Consider the following 525-nt stretch of genomic DNA (forward strand, 5'->3'; position numbering starts at 1 on the left):
AAAAAAAGAAAAGCGCGAAAAACACAATGTAACATACAAGAGAAAACTTTATTATATGCGGATTATGTCATAGTAATTACTTCGCTTGGGATGGAGTATGACAGAGAAGAAATTCTTTATTTATACAGAAGTCGTTGGCAAGTCGAGCTATTACTGAAACGGTTCAAACAAAATCTTCAAATTACCACGATACGGATGGCAAATGAATGCTATGCCGAGTCCATGGTATTGCTATGGTTGATTCTATGGACTATGACGGAGCAAAAAAGGATTCGCAGAGAAAGTATGTTAAAAAAGAAAGAGGAGCGAATAAGAAAAATAAATATTTCTTGCTGGGAAGAAAGTAAGCTGGATTTTTTACAAATAAAGGAGATTCTATGCCTGTCGTGGAGTCGGTTTGTCGATGTCAATAATGAGGGGTTTTATCGTTTTTTGTCTATGCGAAACCGACATAGAATCAATCAAAATCACGAATTCCATATGGTTATTCTTCCCGGTTTAATTTCTTAAGTTCGCGCCTATGGG

1 protein-coding gene is annotated in these 525 nt (G+C 36.2%); it reads left to right on the forward strand.

Annotated elements, in window-relative coordinates; translation table 11 throughout:
* A partial coding sequence (locus ABC831_RS26440; protein WP_343251055.1) for a transposase occupies positions 1-510 on the forward strand: 510 nt, incomplete at its 5' end.
* Positions 511-525: the final 15 nt, after the last annotated feature.

The sequence above is a fragment of the Diplocloster hominis genome (genome assembly GCF_032380655.1).
In the GTDB taxonomy this organism is placed as follows: Bacteria; Bacillota; Clostridia; order Lachnospirales; family Lachnospiraceae; genus Diplocloster; species Diplocloster hominis.